Raw genomic sequence first — 26,262 nt, 5'->3', positions numbered from 1 at the left:
AAACCATACAAATATGTTTGGTCTCAATCACCTTTTCCCTGTCCTTCACCTCTCATCTTTACTTGTAAGCCTTTACAAATAAATCTTATCAAATTTACTTTTCGACACTATAATACTAATTTTACTTGTTATACGAAATTTTTGACCATTACACACAAAGAAGGGCATCTTCCGTTTGGGAAGATACCCTTCTCTTTAATGAATTGAATAAATTTTACATTTCTCATAGAATTTCGTTTTCCCTACTTCGAGTAACTTTGCTGCTTCCAGTTTATTACCATTTGAAATTGAAAGAGCATTTAGTATTGCTTGTTTTTCCGCATGTGCAAGTGTTTCTTTTAATGACTGAACATGCCTTTCAGTAACGTTTACTGACTCTTTTTCATTTAATTTTTTTGGAACACTTACTGTTTCGCGATCTCGTAGATATAATGGCAGGTGGGCTATTTCTATTGTATCTCCGTCTAAGACATTGATAGACCTTTCTAGAACATTCTCGAGTTCCCGTATATTCCCTGGCCACTTATGCTGATTTAGTCTCTCTATTACTTCAGAAGATAGCTTAATACCTTTACGATAGAATTTTCTTTCTAATTTTTTTAATAGATTGTTGGCTATTAACTCAATATCGCCATTACGCTCTCTAAGTGGGGGAATTTCAATTTTAATTACGTTTAACCGGTAATATAAATCTTGACGAAATGTTCCTTCTTCGACCATTTTCTCTAAATTTCGATGTGTAGCTGCAATGATACGAACATCTACAGCAATTGATGTTTGACCACCAACGGGAAGTATTTCACGCTCCTGTAATACTCTCAAAAGCTTACTTTGCGCAGCGAGCGGCATATCACCAATTTCATCAAGAAAAATCGTTCCACGATTGGCGATTTGAAAATGACCTTTTTTTCCACCCTTTTTAGCACCAGTAAATGCACCATCATCATAACCAAACAATTCCGATTCGAGTAAATGCTCCGGAATTGACGCACAATTTATTGGTACGAATGGGAAAGCTGCACGCGTGCTGTTATTGTGAATTGCCGAAGCAAATAATTCCTTACCCGTACCCGATTCTCCAAGTATTAAAACGGCTGATTGACTGACGGAAATTCTTTCAGCTAATTTTTTGACAGCGGAAAAAGAAGGACTATTCCCAATTAGGTTACTGAAGTGATACTTGCTTTTACTGTTTTTTTCAGCCTTTGTTTTATAATAATTGACCTCTTCAACAAGATGCTGAATTTTATTTTTGTATAATAACCAATCCTCGGGATTACGAAACATAACCGTTCCGACCGCTCCTACTAATTCACCATCAATGATAAGCGGATATCGGTTTGCAATCATATCACTGCCGTTGATGGGATGAAGGGCGTCCAGCTCTTTTTGTCCGGTTTTCGCGACGATATGCATCCTTGAGTTCTCAATTACATCTTGAACAGGCTTTCCTATCGCTTTTTCAACCGTGGTGCCTAGAAATTCACAATATGCTGCATTGATGTAAAGAATAATCCCCTCACGATCAACCACAACAATTCGTTCACCTGCAAGGTTGATAATTTCTTCCATCCAATGATGTGGAATTTTTTCCGTTCCTAGTTTCATATCTTTTCACCTTAGTAGATTTGTTTATGTTCATTATATCAAAGAGGCTTGGTTATTCACCAAGTAAGAATAAAAGAATCCTGTTCGGTAAACCGAGCAGGATTTCTTTTCTATTGAACAGTATAACCGCCATCAAGAATAACGGCTTGACCTGTAACTCCTCGTGCTTTGTCACTAGCTAAGAAAGCAGCGTAATCGGCTATTTCAGATACCGCTAACAGCCTTTTTTGAGGTACAAGCGTAAGAAGGACATCATCGATGACACGTTCGAGACTAACATTTCTTGTGATAGACAAGTCTTTAAGCTGATTTCTAACTAGTGGTGTATCAACATAACCTGGGCATAAAGCATTTACCGTGATTCCATGTTGAGCGCCCTCTAAAGCCGCAACCTTTGTTAATCCAATCACTCCGTGCTTCGCACTATTGTAGGCAGCCTTACCAGCAAAACCAATAACTCCGTTAATCGATGCCATATTGATGACTCTTCCAAAGCCCTGTTGTTTCATGATAGGGAATACATGTTTAATGCCAATAAATGGAGCCGTCAGCATGACTTTTATTAAAAACTCAAATTTTTCAGTAGGGAATTCCTCAATTGGTGAAACATACTGAAGTCCAGCATTATTTACTAAAATATCAATTCTTCCAAATCTGCCATGTGCCGATTCTAACGCATTCTTGAATGCTTCTTCATCCGTGACATCACAAGGAGCAGAAAATGCTTCATATCCTTGCTCTCTTAGCTCGCTCGCAACCATATCACTTTTTTCTTTATTCAAATCAGAGATGACCACTTTTGCTCCTTCTTGTGCAAAAGTCTTAGCGATTTCTAAACCTATTCCACTTGCAGATCCAGTAATAAACGCTACTTTTCCTACTAACATGTAGACCCTCCTAAAATATTTATTTACTAATCTAACGTATGTTTTTGAATGTTATACAAGACCTAGGAAAGTATAGATAGCAATAACGAAGAAAACTGCTACTGTTTTAATGATCGTAATGGCAAAAATATCACGGTAGGATTGTTTATGCGTTAATCCTGTAACCGCTAAAAGAGTAATGACCGCACCATTGTGTGGTAGTGTATCCATACCGCCTGACGCCATGGCAACAACACGGTGCATAACTTCAGGTGGAATATTGGCTGCGGCAATGGCCTTATTGTATTGGTCAGCCATAGCTCCTAGTGCAATTCCCATACCGCCAGACGCAGAACCGGTAACACCTGCAAGTGCACTAGTTGTAACAGCACCGTTTACAAGCGGATTGGTGAAAGTCGATGAAATTCCATCACTGATTTTTGCAAATCCTGGAAGTGCCGCAATAACCCCGCCAAAACCATATTCAACACTAGTGTTCATCGTTGCTAGTAGTGAACCGCCAATACTTTGGTTAAGTCCTTCTTTAAATTTATGCGTTACTCGTTTCCAATCATATAGTAGTGAGGTGATAATACCGACAACTAAAGCCATTTCAATAGCCCAGATAGCAGCACTCGCTGCCACGTCTACTGTATATGGTAAACCTATAGCTTTAAAATCAAATCCATTTGGATACCATTTCGGGATAAACGTAATGAAAAGTTTATTGGTAACACCTACAAGAATAAGTGGAACAAATGCTAAAACTTGTCTCAAAACAGATTGATTAGAAGTTAAATCAGGTGCTCCGTCCTCTTTTTCTTCTAGTAAGTCTTTTGCTAAGGCCGCGGCATTCTCAGTGCCAAAACCGTAATAGCCTTCTCCCGCTTTTTCTGCTTTTTTCCTTCTCATTTCTAAGTACAATAAGCCTAATGCTAGGACAAAAATAGCTCCTATGATACCAAGGATTGGTGCCGCATAAATGTCAGTTTTAAAGAACGCAATCGGAATTACGTTTTGTATTTGCGGCGTTCCTGGTAATGCGTCCATGGTGAATGTAAAAGCACCAAGTGCAATCGTACCGGGAATAAGTCGTTTAGGGATATTTGCTTCTCTAAACATTTGAGCTGCAAATGGATAAATAGCGAATACAGCAACGAATAAACTTACACCGCTATATGTTAGGATTGCACCTAGTAACACAATAGTAAGCATGGCACGTTTTGCACCTAAGATACGAACAATTGTCTTCGCAATGGATTCGGCAATCCCTGACATTTCAACTACCTTCCCGAAGATTGCTCCTAATAAGAAGACTGGGAAGTAGGATTTGATGAATCCAACCATTTTTTCCATAAATACACCAGAGAAAAACGGTAAAACTTGACTTGGATCAATAAATAAAACAGCTAAAATTGCACATAATGGAGCGAATAAAATAACTGAAAAACCACGGTAGGCGGCGAACATTAGCAGTCCAAGCGCCAGAAGAATAACAATTAAATCCATTTAAATCCCCCTATACCTTTTATTTTGCAAGCCTCCAAACAAAATACCCCTTTTCGTAAGCGTTTTCATTTGGTGCCTACGTTTTTATAAATGCAAGTTCCATGCCAGTTTTTCTTTTTAATTCAAAATAATAGTAATATTCTTACTTATTATACTAGTTAATACTATTATCTAGTTGGTTAACGTTATAAAAACTAGCAAACATGATTCGTTGTTTTTTCCGGAAATGCGGAATAATGAGAATTGTCGATTCCGGAAATCCGGAATTTTCCGCATTTCCGGAATTAACTTTTTTTCTAGCTCCACAATTCGCAAGAAGTGGTGTGCCAACAAAAATAGCGAATCACCCTGAAGCTAGAGCATTAAAAAAGAGGACCACCTTCCCTTAAGGAAAGTGCTCCTCTCTTTTTTAACTTGCCAAAGGTAATTTTATTTCAACTAACGTACCCTGTTGTGCTTTACTATGATACGTAATACTTCCATGGTGCTGTTTAATAATTTTATTACAGATCATTAACCCAAGTCCGGTGCCTTTTTCTTTTAAGGTATAGAAAGGTTCACCTAGTCGAGGCAAAATTTCTTCAGGTATTCCACAGCCTTCATCCTTAACGGAGAGAACACATTCACCCTTTTCACCTTTATGCAGGTTAATGTGAATATTCCCTCCTTCAGGCATTGATTCCATGGCGTTTTTGAGAACGTTAAGAAAAACCTGCTTTAATTGATTCTTTTCGCCTATTATAAAAAACTCCCCTTCTTCCACATATAGATTGAATTGAATATTTTCCATATGTGCCTGCGGGGAAAGGAGCTCAAGGGTATTCTCAACCAATTCTCTTATATCTGTACGATGAAGTTGTACAGCCTGTGGTTTTCCTAAAGTTAGCATTTCACTGGTAATTGTTTCAATCCGCGCAAGTTCACTTAGGACCAGTTCATTTATTTCATCAGAACCATTTTCCCATTTATAAAGCTGTACAAATCCTTTAATTGTAGTAAGTGGATTCCGAATTTCATGGGCAACGCCTGCCGCTAACTCACCGACAATCGACAGTTTCTCAGATTGCAATAGAAATTCTTCTGCCTTTTTACGTTCAGAAATATCACGGCTGATAATCACAATATGTTCGACTTCACCATTTCCTCCCTCAACAGGTACGCACCTTGACTCAAATTCAATCCATTGACCTTGTTTATGGTTAAGACTAAATTCAATTGATTTCAACTCTTTACTATCAAACATTCCGTCAATCGTATTTTTAAACAATTCAACATCATCAGGGTGGATGAACCTGCATATTTTAAATGCCTCCAACTCACTGGATTGATAACCTAAAACCATTTCATGAGATGGAGAGAAATAAGTAAGATTATGATCTTTATCCATCACCATAATTAAGTCTGATGTATTTTCAGCAATCAGCCTGTACTTTGATTCACTTGCCTCAACCATCTTATACATATCTGATAATCTATTATTCAGTCTATAGAGCTTTAAATAGGATTCCATTAGTAAGACCCCAATCATTACACCTAAGATAACAAAGAGTAAATATTGAAAATGGAAGAATGGATTGTCTCTAAATACATTAAAAATAATAGGAACGGTAATCGTATAAATGATTAAATAAGTTCCCGATAAAATAACGGTTCTTTTTATAGGTGTAAGTTTTTTTATATACATATGCATAAGGGAGAAGCCTGACATCATACATGTCCAGCCGATAATAGCTGTGTCCCAATGACCGCTTGAGAACAGCCTTGCCAGTAGACCAAATGCTCCTGTTATAATTCCAGCAATTGGACCTAAGTAGGCAAATACCAGAATGATGGGTGAATAACGAATATCGTATGTATACCCCTGCTCCTGAATAGACAGCAAAATGAGAATAACGGCAACAATTCCTCCATAACAGCCTACCCAAAGACGAAAATTTTTTAGGGGTTTATGTTTAATAAAGGAACGTATTACCAATGGGGTACTAACTAAGAGTGAAAAAATAGACAGATTTACTATATAATCTATTAAAAACAATGAACTCCCCCGCCCCAAAAATTATACTTTTCACTCTATCATAAACTAGAAATTTCTCTATTACTATATGTAATTTTTTATTTTAAATGGAATTTAAACCCAGAAAAAAAGCACCAAAGATAAAGATTCTTTGGTACTGCCTTTTTAGTGAACTTCCTGTGCTGCTTCTGGTTTATCTTTTTGCTTGATACCTCGTATTCCTTAGTACTTGGGGAAAGGACAGACAGCAGTATGGTTACTAAAAGCCAGATTCCAAGTGTAATCCACATTCCCTTTTTTGAGGTAACCCGGTCTGTTACCGCCTGTAAGAATGAATTCATGCTTTCGTTCTCCTTCACTTGAGTATAAGTGACACTATTGTAACTTTGGTCAAAAAAATAATTGACAAAAAATCACTTTCATTCCTATTGACCTAAGGTGTGAATTTGTTATAATCGGAGTGAGTAATCACTCATTTTTAGAGAGGATTGATTAGTGATGTCATCAATTATAGTCATAAATGAAGTGAGTAAACGTTTCGGAAAAAAGTTAGTTCTAAATGAAATTAGCTTGACCGTGGAATCCGGACAAATATTTGGACTTATTGGTCCTTCCGGTTCAGGCAAAACAACCTTGGTAAAAATTATCGTGGGCATGGATTCCCCCAGCCAAGGCGACGTTCAAGTACTGAATACACCTGTTCCAAGTTTGCCGCTGTTGCAGAGAATCGGCTATACGGCACAAGCTGATGCCTTGTACAATGATTTAACTGGAGAAGAAAATCTCGCTTTCTTTGCCTCCCTTTTTAAATTGAAAAAGGACGTCCAAAAAGAACGGATTGCCTATGCAGCGAAATTAGTAAATCTAACGGCAGATTTAAAAAAGAAGGTCCAAAACTATTCTGGAGGTATGAAGCGCCGGTTATCACTGGCGGTTGCAGTAATACAGGATCCTGAAGTCCTTATTTTAGATGAGCCTACAGTCGGAATTGACCCCGAGCTCAGGCAGTCCATTTGGGCTGAGTTATATCGTTTAAAAAATGAAGGGAAAACGATATTAGTAACGACTCATGTTATGGATGAAGCAGAAAAGTGTGATTGTCTCGCTATGGTACGTGATGGTGAAATTATCACTAGCGGCTCACCTTCGCAGTTGAAGAATCAATATGGGATCACCAGTTTAGAAGATGTATTTTTAAAAGCAGGGGGTAACCAGCTATGAGAATATCAGCCATGGTAAAACGGATATTTCATCAAATGGTACGTGATAAAAGAGCTTTAGCATTGATGATGGTTGCTCCCTTACTCGTTTTAACGCTGCTGAATTATCTGCTTTCTGGAAATACGGTGGATCCAAGACTTGGTGTAATTAATGCAGATAATGCACTAGTAGAAAGATTAAAAGATAGCGACATTAGGATCATACAGGTTGAAGAGAATACTAAAGACCTTTTACTTAACAAAGACCTAGATGGTATTCTTCAAGTTAATGGTGAAGATATATCCTTGACTCTTACTAACGACCAGCCTACATTAGCAAAGGGTTTACAAGCGAAAGTCCTACAAGCTATTGCGGCTGAGAAGGCAAAAGAACAAACGTTGAAATTTTCCACATTCATGAAAGATATCCAGAGTATGCTGCCAGTGGATCCACTAAAAATGGAGATTGGAAAAACACCTGAACTGAATACCTCTTATATTTATGGAGATGAAGATACCATCTTTTTTGACCAGTTAAGCCCGATACTCGTTGGATTCTTTGTATTCTTCTTCGTGTTCTTAATTTCTGGGATTGCTTTGCTGCGGAACGTACTACTGGTACCCTTGAACGATTACTGGCTACACCTATCCAAAGAAGAGATATTGTTTTTGGTTATTTGCTGGGATATGGATTATTTGCAGTGATTCAAACCATCATTGTCGTAACGTATGCTGTAAAAGTTTTAGATATCACGCTGGTAGGTTCATTCTGGAATGTTGTAATTATAAATTTAACCCTTGCATTAGTGGCGTTATCACTTGGCATTCTATTGTCGTCCTTCGCCAATTCCGAGTTTCAAATGATGCAATTTATTCCGATAGCTATCATCCCTCAGGTCTTTTTTGCTGGAATCTTTCCATTTGAGTCTATGGCTGGGTGGATGCAGATTCTTGCTAAATGTATGCCGATGTATTATGGCGGAAACGCGTTAGTTGAGGTTATGTATAAAGGTTCGGGATTAAGCGAAATCACGAATGAGCTTTTAGCTTTGTTAGGCTATGCCCTTGTCTTCATTGTTTTAAATGTAGTAGCATTGAAGAAATATCGAAAGATTTAATATGGTTCATTTTTGATGAATAAAGGAGTTAATAATGACTGAAGAAGAATTAATGCTGCAGCAGTTATTTGATGAAGATAAATTGACAGATAAACAAAAAAAAATCATTGTAGCCGCTATTGAAACCTTTTCTGAAAAAGGCTATGCCGCTTCTTCTACAAGTGAAATTGCCAAAAAGGCTGGAGTAGCGGAAGGAACGATTTTTCGGCATTACAAAACGAAGAAGGACTTATTGGTTTCGATTGTTGCTCCGTTAATGACAAAGTTCATTGCTCCATTAGTGGTAAAGGATTTTAATAAGGTACTCAATCGGGAATTTGAAACAGTAGAGGAATTCTTGCGGGCAACGATAGAAAACAGAAGAGACCTTCTCATCCGAATGCTTCCTGTGGTGAAAATTATGTTTCAAGAGATTCCTTTTCAGCCGGAATTGCGTGAACAATTTCTTGAACTGGTTGTAAAAAATATCTTTAACTCCGTTGAAAAAGTGATCATTGGCTATCAGGAAAAAGGACTATTAATTGAAATGCCCCCAGAAAGTATCGCTAGGTTAACCATTACCAATATACTTGGCTTCTTATTTTCCCGTTATCTCCTATTCCCCCAGTTGGATTGGGATGATGAGCTTGAAATTGAGCGGACTATACAATTTATCATGCATGGCATTGGGAAAAAAGATTGAGTACAAGGGCAGTCTCGGCAATAGTAAGATTGAAGGGATTGTTTCTTCATGTGGTTTAATTAATCAATCGTTTGATTAATTTAATAACCGATTTAATCAAACGTTTAATTAGCTTTCATAGAAGACTACTATTTTTAAATAAACACACTATTCCCAAGGGTCCGAGACCATTTAATCAATCGATTGATTAGTTTACCTTCCAATCTAATCAAACGTTTAATTAATTATTTAGCCTAAAAAAACTGGATAGCCACAAGGACTATCCAGTAATTCCCAAAGTGTCCATACCACACGGACTGTGTCCACGAGTGGTGCCTGTCACCTTTTTATTGTCACTGATTTTTATGCTTCAACAATTTTTGGTTGTTGATATACTTCTTTATCGAATTCCCCTGTTGCTTTGCTTGTTAGGACTCCGGATGTGATTGATCCGCTTACGTTTAGGGCTGTACGTCCCATGTCGATTAACGGTTCAACTGAGATTAGGAGACCCACGATAGCAACTGGAAGGTTCATAACAGATAGAACGATTAGCGCTGCGAATGTTGCACCGCCGCCCACTCCTGCTACACCGAATGAACTAATTGCCACAACAAGAATCAATGAAATAATGAATCCAGGGCTTAGTGGGTCAATTCCTGCTGCTGGTGCAACCATAACAGCTAACATTGCCGGATAAACCCCTGCACATCCATTTTGACCGATTGTTAGACCAAAGGAACCTGCAAAGTTTGCAATCCCTTCAGAAACACCTAGGTCTTTTGTTTGCGTTTTAATCGTTAAAGGCAGTGTTCCTGCACTTGAACGAGAAGTGAAGGCAAATGTTAAAGTTGGTAAAGCCTTCTTCACAAAATTAACTGGGTTAATTTTTGCGATTGCTAATAACAGTAAATGAACAATAAACACAAGAATAAGTGCTACATAAGAAGCGATAACAAACTTTCCTAATTTTACAATCGCGTCATAGTTACTTGTTGCTGCAACCTTTGTAATAATGGCTAAAATACCATATGGTGTTAATCGAAGGATTAACGTAACAATTCTCATAGTAACCACGTACAGAGTATCAATAATTTTTGCGAAAAGTTCAGCATGTTCTGGCTCTTTACGTTTTACTCCAAGGTAGGCCACCCCGATAAAAGCCGCAAAGATAACAACCGCAATCGTTGAAGTTGCACGAGCACCTGTTAAATCCGCAAACGGATTAGCTGGGAAGAACTCAAGAATTTGTTGAGGAATGGTCATAGTTTCAACCGTAACAACTCTTTCCTCTAAGGCAGCATTTCGTGCCGCTTCTTCTTCACCTTCAGTCAGTTCGATACCATCTAGACCAAAGCCTAATGAGGTACCAATACCAATTGCTGCAGAAATAGCGGTGGTTCCAAGTAAAATCCCTATTACAAGGATGCTGATTTTTCCGATATTCTTGGTTAATTTTAATTTTGTAAAAGCTCCTACAATTGAAATGAATACAAGCGGCATAACCACCATTTGTAATAACTTAACGTAACCTGATCCTACAATATTAAACCATGCCATTGATTCCGTTGTAACCTCGGAATCTGTACCATAAATTAAATGAATTATAAAACCAAAAATAAGACCTAAACCTAAACCAGTGAATACACGTTTTGAGAATGATACATGTTTCTTTGCCATCATGCGTAAACCGACCATGAGTAAAAGCAATACTGCAACATTCACAATAATTAGAAATGCATTCATCTTGTTCCCCCCTTATGTTCAATATATTTCGTGTTGCGTAAATTAGTCTATGAGAATATTAGACTATATATTCCTATCAGTCAAGTCGGAATAATTTGTTTTTTAATTCTAACGATTCCGATAATTTCCTCCTAAAGAGTACAGTTGTAGCAAACACCTATCAGTGAGGCCACAAAAAAATGCCTGACCCTTTATAGAGGATCAGGCATTTTCCATTCAGACTGTCCGCCTCAGGTGGAAAGTGTCCACGAGTGGTGACAGGCACCTTAAAAACAGCCTACTAATTCAGTGGAATACGAATGGTAAACTGTGTTCCTTTTCCGATTTCACTTGATATGTTTATTGTTCCGTTGTGTGTTTCGACGATCCATTTGGCGATGGATAGTCCTAATCCATGCCCTCCCATTTGCCGTGAACGGGATTTGTCTGCTCGATAGAAACGTTCAAAAATGCGATGGTAATCTTCTTTCTTAATTCCGACTCCCGTATCCTTAACTCTGATACACATTTCCTGCCCTTCCCGTGAAAGCAAGAGCGATACTTTACCTTGATTCGGTGTGTATTTAATGGCATTGTCTAAAAGGATATATAATAATTGAGATAATCTTTCCGGATCTCCCTTTGTTATCAAGCTATCAGGAGCTTCTAAATGAAGGGTAATCTGCTTTGTGTCAGCTAATGGCTGGACAGATTCTATCGCTTTCTCGGCATGAGGAAGAAAGTCAAACGTCTCTGATCTTCGCTCGATGATATTTGAATCTGAACGTGCCAGTGTTAACAAGTCACTTACCAAACCTGTCATCCGTTTCACTTCCTGCCTCATATTAGAAAGCAGTTTACCGGCAAATTCCTCTTTCTTGGTATCTATCGTCATTTCTATGGCGTCGAGCGACGATAACAGCACGCTTAATGGAGTTCGGAGCTCGTGCGATGCGTCTGCAACAAACTCCCGCTGTCTCGAAAACGCTCTGCTAATCGGTATCATAGCTTTTTTGGACATCGCTGCACTAATAAATAGGGCCACACCGACAAACACAAATCCAATTATTAAAAGGATAATCAATAACCAGTGGAAAAGCTGATAGGCAAAGGTAATATCCTTTCCAATAAACAATTTACCCACAAAACGGCCATTATCGTATATCGACTGGCTGGCAATGATTAGGGTGATATCTCTCTCAGGCTCACGCTGAAAAAATTCGCCCGGTTTTCCTCTGCCTCTCTCGTTTCTTTCTAGATGAAGTGTTTCCTTAAGAATCTCTCCATCATTGAGGCCACTGCGATTCAAAATTTCTAACACAGCAGATCTTATGCGCTGATCTGCTTCGTTTCCCATAATCAATTCTCCATTTGAATTCACAACATAATAAAATAATTGATTAACCCCTGCAAATACCACTTCTTGATTTTGAATCCCGCGAAAATCACTTTTTTCATTTGTTGTTAAATAATCCTCAAGGAAACCTGCTTCCTGCTTCACTAATGTTTCAAGTTCAGTCTCCTGATTCCTAAGAAGACTAAAATAAAGGACTGAATAAACAATCATAATAAACAGGATGAGAAATATAATAAGCAATCCACTATAAATGCGGGTAAGCCAGCCTTGGGTACTTTTAAAAACATCCCTCTCACCAAAGTTTGTTAATAACCGGAAGAATGAAAGAAGATTAATTTTCAAGCTTATACCCTACCCCTCTTACACTTTGTATTAACTCTTGTTTCCCCGCCTTATCTAACTTTTTCCGGATTAATTTAACGGTTGCATCAATCGTCTTAGGCGCAACATCAGAATCCAGCCCCCAAATTCGCTCAAGAATAACCTCGCGCGGGATGACTTGTCCTTTATTTTGGACCAATAAATCTAATAGTTGATACTCCCTGGGACTTAACTGGATTTCTTCGCTCCCAAATCGAAAGAAATGGCCGTTTCGATTCAGCACTAGATCCTGTAACTTAATTTCCTCTTCTAAAAGAGGTGCATAATTACGCCGTGAAAGTGCCCGCAATCGTGCCTGCAATTCCCCTATTTCAAAAGGCTTAACAAGGTAATCATCCGCTCCAGAATCCAAACCCTCAATTCGGTCTTCTACCGTATCCTTAGCCGTCAGCATCAGGATGGCTCCCGGGTATCCTTGTTTCCGTAATCTGCGGCAGACATCTACTCCATCGCCGTTTGGCATCATCCAATCCAGGATTAAGACATCATAGTGTGCATTGGAAGCGTAATAATACGCATCTTCCCCTTCCATCACCCACTCTACGTTGTATCCACTTTTCGTTAGCATATATACAATTAGTTCACCAAGCTGTGAATCGTCTTCTGCTAATAAAATTTTCATGATTTCAGTAACTCCTTAATCAGGTGATAAACTTCTCCATTATCTGGTAAATCTCTAACAACTCAAATCTTATCATAGCCACCTTATATTTTAGAACATGATTGAATATAAAATAAGTTGCATAGAGCGACTGGCCAAGCAGGGCGACTCCACAAATAATAGCTGGTATCCTCGCTATTTTTGTTTTAGCTCCCGGTTTTCCTTCGGTATTAAAACTTTGTCTTATTACCTGTAAGGCATTTATAATAGCTTGAATGAGAATAAGTGAGGATAAAAAGATACTAATATGCATAATCGCTAGTTCATTTCTGCAATACAGTGGTACAGCTAATAGCACGACAAATGATAACGCCCATATAACCCCGAAAAAGTTTCGAATCCAGAGTAAAATAGAGATCACCAGGAGACCAATAAAGAAATAAATAACGAAAAGAAACTTATATGATGATAGTAAATAAAATAAACCCAATGCTATTATCAAAGTACCTGTATATCCAATATAAACAATCATTACCTTTTTGATTTTCGAATTGACATTGCTTGTTGTCTCGCCTGATCCGTTTTTGTACAATTTAATTTTATTTGATTTTCCTTCTCTCGTAACCACAACGGCTAAAACATGAATGATTTTCTCAATTAGTGTATTACATAGGGAAAAATAAACTCTAAACATAGGAAGCCTGCTAATAGCCAGCGCCGCGGCCAAATATAGCAGTATAAGGCTTGTAGTACTCACGTTGAATTCTCCTTTCCATTTATATAAAGAAAAGGGCTCTGTTATTATTCATTGTTGATTTTCGTGTAGGGTTAAGAATTCATAGGCGGAGAATTTCCAGCTATTGTATATAGAGGAAGCTTAAGAAGCAGATATAAGCGGAGATATTCCGGTTAACTGCTTTAAATAAGACAAATTCCAAGGATTTGGATACAATAAGCGGAAAAACTCCGCTTATTTTTAAGGAAATATTGGTATTTCCCAATTTAAACGGAAATTCTCCGCTTATTTTCCAAACACAGTGAAATCAACATGCAGTTTTAACAGAGCCAAAGAAAAAGAAGCACCCATCCTTCAAAGAGTGCCTCCTTTCTCTCGTTATCCCTACAATGTCACTTTTTCGCGTTTTAGTTTTTCAAGTTCCTGTTCGAGCTCTTCTTCTCTTATATAATTTTGAAATGCGGCATCATGCTGCGCTAAAGGGCTGGAGAACTGACTGCCAGCTTGGACCTGAGCCTCCATCAACATAATACGCTCTTCCGCACGTGCAACTCCTCTTGCAATGTTATCTGTTTGGAAGGTAACCGTCGCTTTTTGAATCTGTTTAATAGACTGAGCCACATTTGCACGGGAAGCTAATAAAATTTTCTTATGCTGCAATTCATTATAGGTTTCCTTCAACTGATTCAATTTCTCTATTAAGATTTGAGTTTGTTCCTTAATAGCCTCAAATTGCTGCTGATACAGGTTAATTTGTTTTTCATGAAGGAGTTTTTCCTGAACAGCTAATTTAGCGATTGTATCCTCTTCTTGTTCAATGGCAAGTCTGACCTGACGAGTTCTTTTTGTAATCAATTCTTCTGTTTCTAACAGTAAAGCTGCTTGTTTCTTCTCAACCAGATATTGCTGTGATAATGCTTTTTGACCTTTCAGAATTTCCTGCTCCAATTCTCTTGAATATTCATTCAACATCGCAATTGGATCTTCCATCCCATCTAATAATCCATTAATTTCAGCCTTCGTAATTGTTTTTACTCTTTTAAAAATACCCATTTTCGCTATTCTCCTTTTTTAGTTATATTTTTTTCCCACTGGTCTAGCATGCTCGCATTTTGATTGATGATTGGAATATGTGAACCTACTACAGGTGTATCAATGAACTGCTGCATAGCAGAATTTTTTGCTTTCCTTCTAACCCATTTCACGATTAGAACTAAAACAGCTAGTCCAATAATCAGAAAAAATAAAAGTCCAAGCCAAGAAAATTCTCCTCCGTGATGAGGACCATTCATAAACTGGTGAGGTCCCCTTCCTCCATGGTGCCCCCGCCCTTCAGGTCGAAATCCATTTTGGAACACCACATTCGTTTGACGTCCTCCTAATAAATGCAGGAAGAAATTAATTACAACCAGTGCAGCAGTAATGATCACACCCCAGAAAATGGCTAGTTTAACTCTCGTATTCATCTCTATTTTTCCTCCTTTCGTTCTTGATAGTTTGAAGTTTATAGGACAATGGTGAAAACTTGGTGAAAAAGAGGACAAGTGTTAAAAAAAATTTTTCAAAAACCCAACTAAGTAAAAGTAATGATTCTATTCTATTAGCAATTAGATTATTATTGTGATTGGATGAATATTATATTTAAAGACTGAGAGGCTCGTGCCTATGTGGAAAAACAGAAATGTTTGGATTATTTTAACAGGGGAATTTATTGCTGGTCTTGGCTTATGGCTTGGGATTATTGGGAATTTAGAGTTCATGCAGGAAAAGATACCTTCTGATTTCCTAAAATCACTTCTTATGGCTACTGGGCTAGTAGCAGGTATTATCGTCGGCCCCTATGCCGGCAAAATCACCGACCAAAAAAGTAAAAAAACCGTCATGCTATGGTCAGGGGTATTGCGTACGATCAGTGTCGTTTTCATGCTTATCGCGATAGCTACAGGATCTGTTTGGTGGATGCTCGTCTTTTTCGTATCTATTCAGATCTCCGCTGCCTTCTACTTTCCAGCACTGCAAGCAGCGATTCCTCTTATTGTAAAAGATAAGGATTTACTCCAGCTCAATGGAGTTCATATGAATGTGTCTACTCTGTCGCGGATTATTGGAACAGCGGTTGCAGGGATTCTCTTGGTACTACTGCCCTTATCCATGCTCTATATTAGCTCTTTAGTGGCATACCTTGCATTACTAATCCTAACCTGTTTCCTAAATTTCGAAGAAAATAATGATACACCCTCAACAAGAAAAAATACCAGTGGAAAAACTAGTTTTAAAGATGTATTGCCTGTAATAAAAGGTGTGCCGATTGTTTTTATGACGCTATTAATGACCCTTGTTCCCCTATTGTTTCTAGGGGGGTTCAACCTTCTAGTCATCAATATTAGTGAGCTGCAAGATAGTTCAGCAATCAAAGGCTATATATACGCAGCAGAAGGAATTTCCTTTATGATAGGAGCCCTTTTTATTAAAAAAATCAGTGAAAAATTCTCGCCTTACAAAATATTATTTGGCAGCTCTCTCCTGGTTGGCTTTTCCCAGATTATGCTTTATTTTGCGGATGTATTTACCGTAACCATAGCAGCATTCCTCGTTTTTGGTTTTTCAGTTGGCTGCTTTTTTCCAACGGCATCAACGATTTTCCAAACAAAGGTTCCAAAGGATTTTCACGGAAGATTTTTCTCGTTCCGCAACATGCTCGATCGAATTGGCTTCCAAGTGGTCCTGCTATTGACTGGATTCCTCCTAGATTTCATAGGTTTGCAGTTAATGTGTGTCCTTTATGGGTTACTAGCCATCGTTACGACTATCATTTTCTACGTTAAAAACAACGATATGCGTACGGCTAAACAGGAGATCTAAAGAAGTCATCATCCATTAGGATGGTGTCTTTTACATGGAATACTTTTCTCTTATGGTGAATATAAACAATACTGAATGTTTATTTGAGGAGCGTGATTGATATTAAGACACTGGTTACGGAAAATCTAACTGAAACAAGGAATAGGCTGTTAAATGAAATTTCCGGTTTAAGCTATGAAATGCTGAATAAAAAGCCCGACACCGAAACTTGGAGTATTGCTCAGGTGTGTCATCATTTGTACTTATCTGAAAGCATTTTTACACAAGCGATTATTTACGGTCTTAATAAAAGCAATGGAAAAAAGGCAGAGCCGAAGCCTATTCAGCTGGCAGTTGACCGCTCTCAGAAGGCAAAGGCACCTGATATGGTTGTCCCTGGCGATGAGCCGTTGTATCTGGAGAAAATTACAGAGCTTTTAAATCAATCAAGGAACCTATTTTTTGAGTTTTATAATCAGCTTGAAGATAAGTCCATCCTAAAAGAAAAATCCACCAAGCACCCTCTATTTGGCTACACACCTTTAGACCAATGGGTTGACTTAATCTATCTTCACGAAGAGCGGCATATCGAACAAATCAGAGAAATTAAATCTTTGTTATAAAAAATTGGTGCCTGTCACCAACATGGATGGTAACAGGCACCGAGAAGTTTATCTTATTCTTTTTTAGGCTCTCAGCAGCGTTTCAGCTAGAATACGTGCTCCAAGATCTAGGGTTGATTGATTAAACGTCATTTTAGGATGATGTAACCCTGGTTGAAGGTCCGCCCCCACCCCAATCATGGCTGCTTTTAACTTTGGATTCTTAACGGTATAAAAATGGAAATCATCACTGCCAGATGTGATAACGGGTGGTGCAAGCGCCTCTCGACCAGCAACATTCAGAATCGCTTCTTCGGCAATCGCCTCCGCCCCAGCAGAAACCTCTGCTCCAGGAGTAAAATCGCTCCATTTCCATTCGATATCGACCCCATAAAGGTCCTTTAAGCTGTTAATTCCGTGATCGATTTGGTCCTTAAGTTTTCCTAGAACTTCATTTTTTTGTGCCCGGACATCAATTGCAAATTCGGCTGAACCCGGAATAATGTTTAAGCTTTCTCCGCCGGCGATCACTTTTGTTAGTTTTGCAGAATAGGCCTCAAACGGTGAAAGATAAATAGACTTGACGAACTGGTGCAGTCCAACAATCACATCAAGAGCATTTTTGCCTTGGTGCGGCCTGGCACCGTGCGCGTCCTCACCGTGAACTTTACCTTCTAAAAAGATCGCTGCTCCGTGATGAATAGAAGCTGAGACTCGTCCCATGGGCAGCTCTTCTATTGGTCGAAGGTGAATACCGAATAAGTGGCTAACGTTATCGATCGCTCCCCTCTCGATCATCGCAATCGAACCGTTCCCTTTTTCCTCAGCAGGCTGAAAAATAAAACGCAGCTTCTTAGTGAGACGCTGATTCTTCAAATAAAGTAGTGCTCCTAGCACCATAGAGATAATGGCGTCGTGACCACAGGAATGATTCCCCTGCCAAATTCCGTCCACCTCCTGCCATAAAGCATCTATTTCCGCTCGGACAGCAACCACTTCTTCTCCCTCACCGATTTCCGCTATAAGTCCAGTTACATCATCAAATCGACGGTATGTAACATCCAAATTATCTAAAATATCCGCAATTGCTTGGGTCGTTTTAACCTCTTTCCAGCTAACCTCGGGGTGAGCGTGAAAATGTTCAAACCAAGTCAAAATCTGTCTCTCAAAACTCTCCGTCAACTTTACACACTCTCCAATCCATAAAAAACTAATAAAGTCATAGTACAACAAAAGAACTTGTTCCTACAATATTTTTTAAAAAGGGGGACATTAAAAAGAGACATTAAGAGGTGACAGGCACCACAGAAAGACACTTTCCACCCCAGGTGGACAGTTGGCGGTTCATTTACGAAAAATTAACATCGTTCTATTTAAGGGGCAAAAGCCTTTTTGGGACTTGGTATAAATGGTATTAGACAACTTTGTTTGGCTATGTCCCATTACTGCTGCACAAGAATAATTTTTATTCCATAAAATAATATTAAGAATTGTAAGAGTTATTATAATAACGAAAGGAAAGATGTGGTGTTCTAAATGAAAAATTATCAGGTTTTTGATTATTCGTTTCAGAATCTCCGTGAAAAAAGTATGTCGTTTGAACAGGTTTTCGAACATATTGTAAAATTCATGAATTTAGCTCCCAGCGGGAATTTTCGCTTAATGGTTGGAACGGATTCACAGGTCCATAAACGTCATACCATTTTTATTACGGGTATTGTCATTCAAAATGAAGGTAAAGGCGCATGGGCTTGCATTAGGAAGATCGTGATTCCAAGAAAAATGACACATCTTCATGAGCGGATTTCCTTTGAGCTGTCATTAACAGAGGACATAGTGGCCTTATTTACGGAGGAAAGAAAAACACGGCTAATCAATATCGTCCTTCCCTTTGTCTATCAAGGGGCAACTTTCACCATGGAAGGTCATATTGATATCGGAGCAGGAAAACGCAATAAAACAAGAGAATTCGTGAAAGAAATGGTAGCCAGAATGGAATCCATGGGGGTCGAACCAAAGATAAAGCCAAATGCCTTTGTTGCCTCAAGCTATGCCAACCGATACACAAAATAGGGACCTGAGCCATGTTGCGTTCACTAAAAACGCACCAGGGCTCAGGTCTTTACTTTATTTTAGCCAGTAAAACGCTAGTTCCCTTCCAACTATACAAAGTCTTTACACTCTCTTAACACTAGGTTAAGAAAAATTTCAAACTTTTCAGATAAAATTAATCAAACGCTATTATTTGGAGGGATAAAATGAGGATTACAGTTGCAGGAGCAGGAAATGTTGGGCTAGTTACAGCAGTATGTTTCGCTGAAGCAGGTCACCAAGTAACCTGTTTAGATACTCAAAAAGAGAAAATAGAAATGCTCGAAAAAGGACAATCGCCATTCTTTGAGCCTGGACTGGAACCTTTATTAGAAAAGAACCTCGCTAGCGGTAAACTTCGGTTTTCGACGAACCCAAGGCAAGCCTATCGTGACGCTGAAATCATTTTTATTGCGGTTGGAACTCCTGAAAAAAAGGATGGATCTGTTGACTTATCCTATATTTATATTGCTTCCTACCACATTGCTGAAAATATCGAGAATGATGTCATTGTCTGTACAAAAAGTACCGTTCCAGTTGGAACAAACGAAATTATCAAACAAATTTTCCAGAACCGCAAGCCCCGCCACCTTAAAGTGGATGTTGTATCAAACCCTGAATTTCTTCGCGAGGGTTCAGCAATAATGGACTTCTATTTAGGAGATCGAATCGTAATTGGTGCAGATAACCCGGAAGCAGCATCCATTATGGAGCAGCTCTATCTTCCATTAAAAATACCGATAGTTGTGACGGATATTAAAAGTGCTGAGATGATTAAATATGCCTCCAATGCCTTTCTTGCCACGAAGATAAGCTTTATCAATGAAATTGCCAATCTCTGCGAAAAGGTTGGCGCAAATATTGAGGAAGTCTGTTATGGGATGGGAATGGATAAACGAATTGGAGCTAACTATCTTCAGCCTGGAGTTGGTTATGGAGGGTCATGCTTTCCTAAGGACACAAAGGCTCTCGTTCAACTGGCAGGTAATGTCCAGCATCCCTTCGAATTACTGGAATCGGTCATTAAGGTAAATCAGCATCAGCATTCTCTTCTAGTGAGGAAGGCAAAAGAAATGTTCGGATCATTAAAAGGGAAAAAAGCAGCAGTACTTGGGCTCGCTTTTAAACCAGAAACAGATGATGTCCGAGAAGCGGTTTCCTTAACCATTATTAAAGAATTACTTGAAGAAGGTTCTATGGTCACTGCTTATGACCCGATTGCGATTCCCAATGCCCATAAGCTAATTGGAAATTCAATTGAGTATACAACCAATATTCATGAAGCGCTGAAAGAGGCTGACTTTGCTGTCATTGCAACAGAGTGGGACCAAATAAAGCACCTTCCATTGGATGCTTACATCGCCTATATGAAGGAACCGATTATTTTCGATGGACGAAATTGTTACGCACTAAAAGACATTCAACGATATCCGATTACTTACGTATCCATTGGAAGACCAACTATATTAAATGCTAAGCCCGCCCAACGTCTTTAACATAAGGGAGACACAATCATGATGAGAATAATCCAATCCTTTTATCATTTTGAATGCAGGGTTTTTCAAGAGATCAATAGCCATTTTGACAAAAAAATTATTAATCTCTTTTTTCGTACGATTACCGGAATAGGAGGGGCATGGTTTATAAGTGTAACGACCCTGTTACTCATCATTTTTACATCGGGTGCAACCAGACTTACAGCGGTATCTAGCGCGGCATCCCTAGCGCTAAGTCATATACCGGTTCAAGTGGTAAAGAAGCTTTTCCCTCGTAAAAGGCCCTATTTATTATTTGAAACAACAAAGATTTTACCGAACCCATTAAAGGATCATTCTTTCCCGTCTGGTCATACAACAGCCGTATTCTCAGTCATTGTTCCATTTGTTATTCTAAACCCTGTTCTAGCCGCAGTTCTAATTCCTCTAGGAATATGTGTCGGGATATCAAGAATCTATCTTGGCCTGCATTATCCATCAGACGTCATTGCAGGAGGAACTCTCGGGGCGTTCTTCGGCAGCCTTTGCTTTTATTTTTTATCATAAAATGATTTGAAAACTGCGAAGGAGGGGTTTATATGAAAATTGCTATTTTCTCTGACACCTTTTATCCGGATATAAACGGGGTTGCCCAAACCCTCAAAAAATTTACAAACTATCTTGAGGGGCAGCATATTTCCTATAAAGTATTTGCACCTAATCCCGTTTCAAATGAATATGTTTCCGAACATATTCATCGGTTAAAAAGTCGATCCTTTTTCCTTTATCCTGAATGCCGATTAGCGTTCCCAAACTTTACTCAGGTTAAATCAGAAATCGAGCAGTTCTCACCTGATTTGATTCATGTAGCAACTCCGTTTACGGTTGGCCTTTGTGGTCTTTACTTTGCCAAAAAATATAACATCCCAATTGTCGGCTCCTATCACACCGATTTCAATGACTATTTACATTTTTATGACCTTGAGTTCCTTTCTAACCCTCTTTGGAAATACATGAAATGGTTTCATAGTCCTTTAAAAAAGCTCTTTGTCCCTTCCATTGATACACTGGAAAAACTGAAAAACCGCGGGTTTAGAAATTTGGAAATTTTTCCAAGGGGCGTCGATTGTCAGCTATATCATCCAAATTATCAAAAAGAGGTTGTTCTTAATCGTTACGGAATTTCTAAAAAATTTCTCCTCACCTATGTTGGCAGGCTGGCACCTGAAAAAGATTTAAAAACTCTTATGAAAGTCGTAAACTCCTTGCCACCTGAGATCAATAAACAGGTACATTGGTTAATTGCGGGAGACGGTCCCTTACTAGAAGAACTTCAACAGGTTGCACTGCCAAACATGACTTTTACTGGATATTTAAAAGGTGCTGAATTAGCTGAGGTCTATTCAGCTACAGACCTATTCATTTTTCCTTCTCCCACTGAAACGTTTGGAAATGTTGCGTTAGAGGCTCTTGCAAGTGGAACACCGGTAATCGGGGCGAATGCTGGCGGAGTGAAACATATTATTGCAAACGGGGTTAATGGACAATTGTGTGAGCCAGGTAATGCAGAAGATTTTGTTACCCGTATTGTTCAGTTGTTAGGAAATGACCCTTTCCGGAATCAAATGTCGTTAAATGCTAGGAAGTATGCACTTACTCAAAGGTGGGATCAGATATTTGATAACCTGCTAAACCATTATTCTGCCGTTATCGAAGAACCATCAAAGAAAATTTATGCATGAAGTATTATCGGTAAGGAGGAATATGGATGGATACAGTTTCTCACATCATCATCGGTTTCGGCTTAGGTGCTCTTGCTCAAATGGATCCAGTGATTTCAACTAATAGCGCCTTATCGACTGCTGTCCTTGTCGGAACAGTAGTGGGTTCCAACGCACCGGATTTTGATTTTTTCTATCGATTGAAGGGGAAAAGCAGTTATTTCCGAAATCACCGAGGGTGGTCGCACTCCCTGCCGGCAATTCCTTTATGGAGCATACTTACTACAGCTGCCATTTTGCCATTCTTCCCAGGCAGCTCTATGTCCCACTTGTTTTTATGGATATTGCTTGCCGTTACCTTACACGTTCTTTTAGATTTGTTTAATGTGAATGGGGCGCAAGCACTGCGCCCATTTTCTGAAAAATGGCTGTCTTTAGATTTCCTCCCCTTAATCGACCCATATATCATCATGCTCCATATTCTTGGATTTAGCCTGCTTCCTTTTTTTGAAACTGGGAGAGTCTTTACTTTCATTTATCTAGCAATGGTTGTTTACCTGCTGGCTCGGCTCATTTTTACACAATACACGAAATGGAAGCTTTCACAGCACTTTCAAAATGCGTTCCGGGTAAAAATGATCCCTAAAATATCACCATTCCACTGGAATATTCTCATTGAAACCAATCAGGACTTTTTATTTGGTTCTTACTCAATGGGCGAGTTTTGGATCGAACATACTTTTTCCAAAAAAGTAGAATACCCAGGGTTAGTAATCGATAGCAGTCAGAACCCTGAAGTAGAAAGCTTTCTAAGAAGTACCCACTTCGCCTACCCTTTTGTTCAAAAGAGAAAAAGCGGATATTTCATTTATTGGAAAGACCTTCGGTTCCGGTCTAAGAAATTTTTCCCGAAGCTTACAATCATGTTTATTTCTTTAGATTATAAAAAGCATGCTTCCTATACTGGCAAACTTACTTCTATTAAACATTATAAAAAGGTAGTTAAAAAGTTGGAAACCTCGATATAATAAAGTCCTGAGTCTAGGTTGCGCTTATAAGGCAACTTAACTCAGGACTTATTTATATTATGGAAGTTCTGGTTTTATAAAAATCGGCGGCTTTCCACCCAAGGTTTTTAGAAACGCTAGTAAATCTTCCTTCTCCTGGTCTATTAAACCAATCGGACTCATAAATTTTTGGATAAAAAAGCTCTTATTAGGATGGCTATCCCCGCCGCGGTCATAGTAGTCGATTACTTCCTCAAGCGTTGCCAGACTGCCATCCCGCATATATGGTGCTGTATCGGTAATTCCATATAATCCAGGGGTGCGAATTCTGCCTAAATCCCCTTCCTGCCCAGTTACTGCTTGGCGGCCCTTGTCCTCTGTATCAAGACCTATATTGTAGAAATTGTTATCAGAGAGATTCGGTCCATTGTGGCAGGTCACGCAAAATGCTTTTCCTGTGAATAATCTTAACCCGCTGAGTTCTTGTTTTGTTAATGCCTTTGTGTCCCCTTCAAGGAACCTGTCGTAAGGAGTATCCTTTACAACAATTTGCCGTTGGAAAGCAGCTAGAGATTTAGCAACATTTTGCTGTGTGATTCCATCAGGAAATGCAGCCTGAAAACGTTCCTGATATCCTTTAATGGCTGATAATTCTTTTATGAGTTCGTCAAGAGGCTGATTCATCTCATCGGGATTTTGAATCGGTCCCAGAGCTTGTTCCTCTAGTGACGCTGCTCGGCCATCCCAAAAATTAGATGTGTAATAACCTGAATTAATCACAGTTGGGCTGTTTCTAGCTCCATTGCCGCCAGTATATTTATCAAAAGTAGGCTGATTATCTCCATAACCCATATTTGGATCATGGCAAGTCTGGCAGCTTACCTCATTATTCCCTGATAAACGCGGGTCAAAAAACAACATTTGCCCAAGTTCAAGCACTTCAGGCTTCATCGGATTATCCGCAGGTATTGGTACAACACCGATTTGAACAAGATTGGTATGATTTCGAAGGCTCGTTAGAAGCTCCTCAGGATCAATTTCATTCCCTCGTGCTTCACTCTGCTCAGTTGACAGATTCGTTGGCGCCATCACCTTCTCCTTCTCTCCACAAGCCGACAAACCAATACACAGTAAAAGAGTCAAAACCGTGCCCTTTACTAATTTATTCATAAATAGAGTGCTCCTCCGAATTTTAATATCTTATCACCATTATAAAATTGGTATTAATAAAAAAGAGCACCCGAATGTGAAGAAATTAGCAAATGTTACAGGTTCGAAACCCCACTGTCCGCCTGAGGTGGACAGTGTCCACGAGCGGTGCCTGTCACCAAGTGACATCACTAGGTGACAGGCACCAACGATTTTACCTACCTCAACGAAGTATATCAAAGATGATTTTAGCATGGTCGGTATTGTCGATTTGGCCTTTTAGGCGCTCGCTTCCTGGTCCGTAAGCATAGACGTTTACGTCTTCGCCTGTGTGTCCACTGGTTGTCCAGCCTGTGTAGGAACGGGTGTTAATGATTTCTTCAATGGCATTGTCGATGTTTCTTGCATTTTGCGTTCTAGCTGCTCTTTCAACATATCTTATTTCGTTTTTTGTTAAAGGAAGCTCAATATATTTCGTTAACGTATCTTTCACACCTGCCCCTTTGACAATCTCTGAAGCCATATAGTTTGGTGTCACCTTCACTGTATTTATTACGGAACTAAACCAATTGTATTGTCCTTGCGCACCTAAAGAAAAACCGCCGGTTGAATGGTCTGCTGTAGCAATAACCAAGGTATGTCCATCCTTTTTGGCAAAATCAATGGCCACTTTAAATGCTTTCTCGAAATCTTCCATTTCACTCATCACACCCACGATATCATTATCGTGTGCTGCCCAGTCAATCTGACTTCCTTCCACCATTAAAAAAAACCCGTTCGCGTTCTGATTTAGTGCCTCGATTGCTGAAGTAGTCATGTCAGCAAGAGATGGAGTATCGTTTGAACGATCAATCATTTTCAGCAGCCCTCTTTTTGCAAAAAGGCCTAAAACCTGAGCACTTTTGTTGTTGTTCATCTCATTTGAGTTTGTTACATAGCTGTAGCCGTCTTTAACAAACTCTTCCACTAGGTTCCTATCTTTACGGATAAACCATTCTGAACCACCGCCAAGCAATACATCTATTTTATGCTTACCATTAACTAAATCATCAAAATAATCATCTGCAATGGAACTCATGTTTTTTCGCTGGTCAACATGAGCACCAAAAGCTGCAGGAGTGCCATGGGTCATTTGCGCTGTGGCAACCAGCCCCGTTCCCTTCCCTTTTTCCTTAGCCGCTTCGAGGACTGATTTTAATTTCGTGTGGTCATTGGCAATCCCAATTGCTCCATTATATGTCTTCACACCGGTTGCCATCGCCGTTGCTGAAGCAGCAGAATCAGTTACATTATGCCTTGGGTCGTTCGGGTAGGTCGTCTGCTGACCAACAAGGTACGGTCCAAATTCTGTTGATTCTAGTTCAAAAGTGGCTGGATTATCTTTGAAATAACGGTACCCCGATGTGAATGAAACACCCATGCCATCACCAATTAAAAAAATGATATTTCTAATATCGTCATTCCCTTCATTACCATTGGCTTCACAGGTTTCTAAAGAGGTTGTCAACGTTATGGATAAGCTACTGGCGATTATAAATATCCACTTAACCAGAAGTTTCATATTCCAATTTCCTCCAGATGTATTAAATGGTATTTATTAT

At 39.1% G+C, this 26,262-nt stretch carries 23 protein-coding genes and 1 pseudogene; 10 read left to right on the top strand and 14 right to left on the bottom strand.

The window, feature by feature from the left end; genetic code table 11:
• Positions 1-195: 195 nt before the first annotated feature.
• From QFZ28_RS24630 to QFZ28_RS24610, 5 genes are all read right to left on the bottom strand, one after another.
• Positions 196-1,608 carry a sigma-54 interaction domain-containing protein gene (locus tag QFZ28_RS24630; protein WP_307197276.1) on the bottom strand — a complete coding sequence of 471 codons (1,413 nt, stop codon included), beginning with the start codon at positions 1,606-1,608 and terminating at the stop codon, positions 196-198.
• Positions 1,609-1,718: 110 nt separating this feature from the next.
• Positions 1,719-2,495 carry a 3-hydroxybutyrate dehydrogenase gene (locus QFZ28_RS24625; RefSeq protein ID WP_307197275.1) on the bottom strand — a complete coding sequence of 259 codons (777 nt, stop codon included), beginning with the start codon at positions 2,493-2,495 and terminating at the stop codon, positions 1,719-1,721.
• 51 nt (positions 2,496-2,546) lie between these two features.
• Positions 2,547-3,983 (bottom strand): GntP family permease, encoded by a 1,437-nt coding sequence (locus tag QFZ28_RS24620; RefSeq protein WP_307197274.1) that lies wholly within the window; start codon positions 3,981-3,983, stop codon positions 2,547-2,549.
• 409 nt (positions 3,984-4,392) lie between these two features.
• Positions 4,393-5,865, bottom strand: coding sequence for a PAS domain-containing sensor histidine kinase (locus QFZ28_RS24615; protein WP_307197273.1), 1,473 nt, complete (start codon positions 5,863-5,865; stop codon positions 4,393-4,395).
• Between the two features lie 230 nt (positions 5,866-6,095).
• Complete coding sequence (locus QFZ28_RS24610; RefSeq protein WP_307197272.1) at positions 6,096-6,338, bottom strand: hypothetical protein; 243 nt, start codon at positions 6,336-6,338, stop codon at positions 6,096-6,098.
• A 157-nt stretch (positions 6,339-6,495) separates the two neighbouring features.
• On the opposite strand from QFZ28_RS24610, the gene QFZ28_RS24605 reads away from it, so the two are divergent.
• The 3 genes and pseudogenes from QFZ28_RS24605 to QFZ28_RS24595 all read left to right on the top strand — a co-directional run bounded on the left by QFZ28_RS24605 (position 6,496) and on the right by QFZ28_RS24595 (position 8,996).
• Complete coding sequence (locus QFZ28_RS24605) at positions 6,496-7,218, top strand: ABC transporter ATP-binding protein (RefSeq protein ID WP_307197271.1); 723 nt, start codon at positions 6,496-6,498, stop codon at positions 7,216-7,218.
• Positions 7,215-8,314, top strand: a pseudogene (locus QFZ28_RS24600) (ABC transporter permease). Before QFZ28_RS24605 ends, QFZ28_RS24600 begins: the two are co-directional and overlap by 4 nt.
• 34 nt (positions 8,315-8,348) lie before the next feature.
• Complete coding sequence (locus QFZ28_RS24595; protein WP_307197270.1) at positions 8,349-8,996, top strand: TetR/AcrR family transcriptional regulator; 648 nt, start codon at positions 8,349-8,351, stop codon at positions 8,994-8,996.
• Positions 8,997-9,338: 342 nt separating this feature from the next.
• Here the strand turns inward: QFZ28_RS24595 and QFZ28_RS24590 are convergent, their stop codons facing one another.
• The 6 genes from QFZ28_RS24590 to QFZ28_RS24565 all read right to left on the bottom strand — a co-directional run bounded on the left by QFZ28_RS24590 (position 9,339) and on the right by QFZ28_RS24565 (position 15,241).
• Positions 9,339-10,721 (bottom strand): L-cystine transporter, encoded by a 1,383-nt coding sequence (locus QFZ28_RS24590; protein ID WP_307197269.1) that lies wholly within the window; start codon positions 10,719-10,721, stop codon positions 9,339-9,341.
• Between the two features lie 280 nt (positions 10,722-11,001).
• Entirely contained in the window at positions 11,002-12,399 is a 1,398-nt protein-coding gene (locus tag QFZ28_RS24585) for a sensor histidine kinase (protein WP_307197268.1), read from the bottom strand.
• The gene (locus QFZ28_RS24580) at positions 12,389-13,060 is read right to left on the bottom strand and encodes a response regulator transcription factor (RefSeq protein ID WP_307197267.1); all 672 of its coding nucleotides are present in this window, start codon (positions 13,058-13,060) and stop codon (positions 12,389-12,391) included. Before QFZ28_RS24580 ends, QFZ28_RS24585 begins: the two co-directional genes overlap by 11 nt.
• Before the next feature lie 19 nt (positions 13,061-13,079).
• On the bottom strand, positions 13,080-13,796 hold the full coding sequence (locus tag QFZ28_RS24575; RefSeq protein ID WP_307197266.1) for a M50 family metallopeptidase: 717 nt from the start codon (positions 13,794-13,796) through the stop codon (positions 13,080-13,082).
• A gap of 363 nt (positions 13,797-14,159) precedes the next feature.
• Positions 14,160-14,828, bottom strand: coding sequence for a PspA/IM30 family protein (locus tag QFZ28_RS24570; RefSeq protein ID WP_307197265.1), 669 nt, complete (start codon positions 14,826-14,828; stop codon positions 14,160-14,162).
• Between the two features lie 5 nt (positions 14,829-14,833).
• On the bottom strand, positions 14,834-15,241 hold the full coding sequence (locus QFZ28_RS24565; protein ID WP_307197264.1) for a hypothetical protein: 408 nt from the start codon (positions 15,239-15,241) through the stop codon (positions 14,834-14,836).
• Between the two features lie 199 nt (positions 15,242-15,440).
• Between QFZ28_RS24565 and QFZ28_RS24560 the strand changes: the two genes are divergently transcribed.
• Positions 15,441-16,637 (top strand): MFS transporter, encoded by a 1,197-nt coding sequence (locus QFZ28_RS24560; RefSeq protein WP_307197263.1) that lies wholly within the window; start codon positions 15,441-15,443, stop codon positions 16,635-16,637.
• 92 nt (positions 16,638-16,729) lie between these two features.
• Complete coding sequence (locus QFZ28_RS24555) at positions 16,730-17,239, top strand: DinB family protein (protein WP_307197262.1); 510 nt, start codon at positions 16,730-16,732, stop codon at positions 17,237-17,239.
• Positions 17,240-17,302: 63 nt separating this feature from the next.
• Here the strand turns inward: QFZ28_RS24555 and QFZ28_RS24550 are convergent, their stop codons facing one another.
• A complete protein-coding gene (locus QFZ28_RS24550) occupies positions 17,303-18,400 on the bottom strand; it encodes an amidohydrolase (protein WP_307197261.1) in 1,098 nt (365 codons plus the stop codon).
• 354 nt (positions 18,401-18,754) lie between these two features.
• Between QFZ28_RS24550 and QFZ28_RS24545 the strand changes: the two genes are divergently transcribed.
• The 5 genes from QFZ28_RS24545 (at position 18,755) to QFZ28_RS24525 (ending at position 23,533) form a co-directional block, all read left to right on the top strand.
• The gene (locus QFZ28_RS24545) at positions 18,755-19,291 is read left to right on the top strand and encodes a ribonuclease H-like YkuK family protein (protein ID WP_307197260.1); all 537 of its coding nucleotides are present in this window, start codon (positions 18,755-18,757) and stop codon (positions 19,289-19,291) included.
• 185 nt (positions 19,292-19,476) lie between these two features.
• The gene (locus tag QFZ28_RS24540; protein WP_307197259.1) at positions 19,477-20,805 is read left to right on the top strand and encodes a UDP-glucose dehydrogenase family protein; all 1,329 of its coding nucleotides are present in this window, start codon (positions 19,477-19,479) and stop codon (positions 20,803-20,805) included.
• A gap of 18 nt (positions 20,806-20,823) precedes the next feature.
• The gene (locus QFZ28_RS24535) at positions 20,824-21,351 is read left to right on the top strand and encodes a phosphatase PAP2 family protein (RefSeq protein WP_307197258.1); all 528 of its coding nucleotides are present in this window, start codon (positions 20,824-20,826) and stop codon (positions 21,349-21,351) included.
• A gap of 32 nt (positions 21,352-21,383) precedes the next feature.
• Positions 21,384-22,526 (top strand): glycosyltransferase family 4 protein, encoded by a 1,143-nt coding sequence (locus tag QFZ28_RS24530; protein ID WP_307197257.1) that lies wholly within the window; start codon positions 21,384-21,386, stop codon positions 22,524-22,526.
• 26 nt (positions 22,527-22,552) lie between these two features.
• Positions 22,553-23,533, top strand: coding sequence for a metal-dependent hydrolase (locus tag QFZ28_RS24525; RefSeq protein ID WP_307197256.1), 981 nt, complete (start codon positions 22,553-22,555; stop codon positions 23,531-23,533).
• 57 nt (positions 23,534-23,590) lie between these two features.
• Here the strand turns inward: QFZ28_RS24525 and QFZ28_RS24520 are convergent, their stop codons facing one another.
• Entirely contained in the window at positions 23,591-24,682 is a 1,092-nt protein-coding gene (locus QFZ28_RS24520) for a cytochrome-c peroxidase (protein ID WP_307197255.1), read from the bottom strand.
• A 202-nt stretch (positions 24,683-24,884) separates the two neighbouring features.
• On the bottom strand, positions 24,885-26,222 hold the full coding sequence (locus tag QFZ28_RS24515; protein ID WP_307197254.1) for an alkaline phosphatase: 1,338 nt from the start codon (positions 26,220-26,222) through the stop codon (positions 24,885-24,887).
• Positions 26,223-26,262 lie beyond the last annotated feature (40 nt).

Origin of the sequence: Neobacillus niacini, from assembly GCF_030817695.1 — a bacterium.
Taxonomy (GTDB): domain Bacteria; phylum Bacillota; class Bacilli; order Bacillales; family Cytobacillaceae; genus Neobacillus; species Neobacillus niacini_F.
The sequence above is the reverse complement of the archived record's forward strand: the minus strand, read 5'-3'. Positions and strand labels throughout refer to the sequence as shown.

What these genes read in the sequence shown, in the direction of transcription:
- QFZ28_RS24540 (WP_307197259.1), top strand. Translation starts at nt 19,477, where the DNA reads ATGAGGATTACAGTTGCAGGAGCAGGAAATGTTGGGCTAGTTACAGCA.
- QFZ28_RS24545 (WP_307197260.1), top strand. Translation starts at nt 18,755, where the DNA reads ATGAAAAATTATCAGGTTTTTGATTATTCGTTTCAGAATCTCCGTGAA.
- QFZ28_RS24595 (WP_307197270.1), top strand. Translation starts at nt 8,349, where the DNA reads ATGACTGAAGAAGAATTAATGCTGCAGCAGTTATTTGATGAAGATAAA.
- QFZ28_RS24590 (WP_307197269.1), bottom strand. Translation starts at nt 10,721, where the DNA reads ATGAATGCATTTCTAATTATTGTGAATGTTGCAGTATTGCTTTTACTC.
- QFZ28_RS24630 (WP_307197276.1), bottom strand. Translation starts at nt 1,608, where the DNA reads ATGAAACTAGGAACGGAAAAAATTCCACATCATTGGATGGAAGAAATT.
- QFZ28_RS24610 (WP_307197272.1), bottom strand. Translation starts at nt 6,338, where the DNA reads ATGAATTCATTCTTACAGGCGGTAACAGACCGGGTTACCTCAAAAAAG.
- QFZ28_RS24515 (WP_307197254.1), bottom strand. Translation starts at nt 26,222, where the DNA reads ATGAAACTTCTGGTTAAGTGGATATTTATAATCGCCAGTAGCTTATCC.
- QFZ28_RS24525 (WP_307197256.1), top strand. Translation starts at nt 22,553, where the DNA reads ATGGATACAGTTTCTCACATCATCATCGGTTTCGGCTTAGGTGCTCTT.
- QFZ28_RS24530 (WP_307197257.1), top strand. Translation starts at nt 21,384, where the DNA reads ATGAAAATTGCTATTTTCTCTGACACCTTTTATCCGGATATAAACGGG.
- QFZ28_RS24560 (WP_307197263.1), top strand. Translation starts at nt 15,441, where the DNA reads ATGTGGAAAAACAGAAATGTTTGGATTATTTTAACAGGGGAATTTATT.
- QFZ28_RS24620 (WP_307197274.1), bottom strand. Translation starts at nt 3,983, where the DNA reads ATGGATTTAATTGTTATTCTTCTGGCGCTTGGACTGCTAATGTTCGCC.
- QFZ28_RS24520 (WP_307197255.1), bottom strand. Translation starts at nt 24,682, where the DNA reads ATGAATAAATTAGTAAAGGGCACGGTTTTGACTCTTTTACTGTGTATT.
- QFZ28_RS24535 (WP_307197258.1), top strand. Translation starts at nt 20,824, where the DNA reads ATGATGAGAATAATCCAATCCTTTTATCATTTTGAATGCAGGGTTTTT.
- QFZ28_RS24605 (WP_307197271.1), top strand. Translation starts at nt 6,496, where the DNA reads ATGTCATCAATTATAGTCATAAATGAAGTGAGTAAACGTTTCGGAAAA.
- QFZ28_RS24570 (WP_307197265.1), bottom strand. Translation starts at nt 14,828, where the DNA reads ATGGGTATTTTTAAAAGAGTAAAAACAATTACGAAGGCTGAAATTAAT.
- QFZ28_RS24565 (WP_307197264.1), bottom strand. Translation starts at nt 15,241, where the DNA reads ATGAATACGAGAGTTAAACTAGCCATTTTCTGGGGTGTGATCATTACT.
- QFZ28_RS24580 (WP_307197267.1), bottom strand. Translation starts at nt 13,060, where the DNA reads ATGAAAATTTTATTAGCAGAAGACGATTCACAGCTTGGTGAACTAATT.
- QFZ28_RS24625 (WP_307197275.1), bottom strand. Translation starts at nt 2,495, where the DNA reads ATGTTAGTAGGAAAAGTAGCGTTTATTACTGGATCTGCAAGTGGAATA.